Origin of the sequence: Paraburkholderia sp. SIMBA_053, assembly GCF_046534895.1 — a bacterium.
GTDB lineage: Bacteria > Pseudomonadota > Gammaproteobacteria > Burkholderiales > Burkholderiaceae > Paraburkholderia > Paraburkholderia caledonica.
Window position 1 is genome coordinate 1 of the sequence record NZ_JAWRXU010000236.1, and the last position, 358, is coordinate 358.

Annotated in this window: 1 protein-coding gene; it reads right to left on the reverse strand. The window is 72.1% G+C overall.

Translation table 11 applies throughout. The features are described from left to right. Positions 1-144: 144 nt before the first annotated feature. On the reverse strand, positions 145-358 hold a 214-nt coding region (locus SB753_RS35425), incomplete at its 5' end, for a hypothetical protein (RefSeq protein WP_410804739.1).

Sequence of the window (358 nt, forward strand, 5' to 3'; positions counted from 1 at the left end):
GGCCGCCGGCGGAGAACGCGTCGCTCGGGGGCGATGACGCGGACGGTGAGGTCGCCGCGTCGGTGGTACCGCAGGCGCTCAGAAGCAGCGCGAGCACGAGTGCTCCCGCGGAGACGACGGATCGGGTCGCGCTGCTCCGGGACATCAGGCCGCTCCCGTCCCGCAGCCGCCGAGGGCGTCGTCCGTGAGCATCGCCGTCGACAGCATGACCCACGCGGCCCCGTAGTACGTCGGAAACTCGGTCGCCAGGGCTGCGGCGCGTTCGAGGTCGGACCTGGCAGCGGTGTCGTCTCCTGAAGCTTGGGCGGATGCCGCTCGAGCGGAGAAGCCCAGAGCGGACTGCTCGTCGATCAGCGCG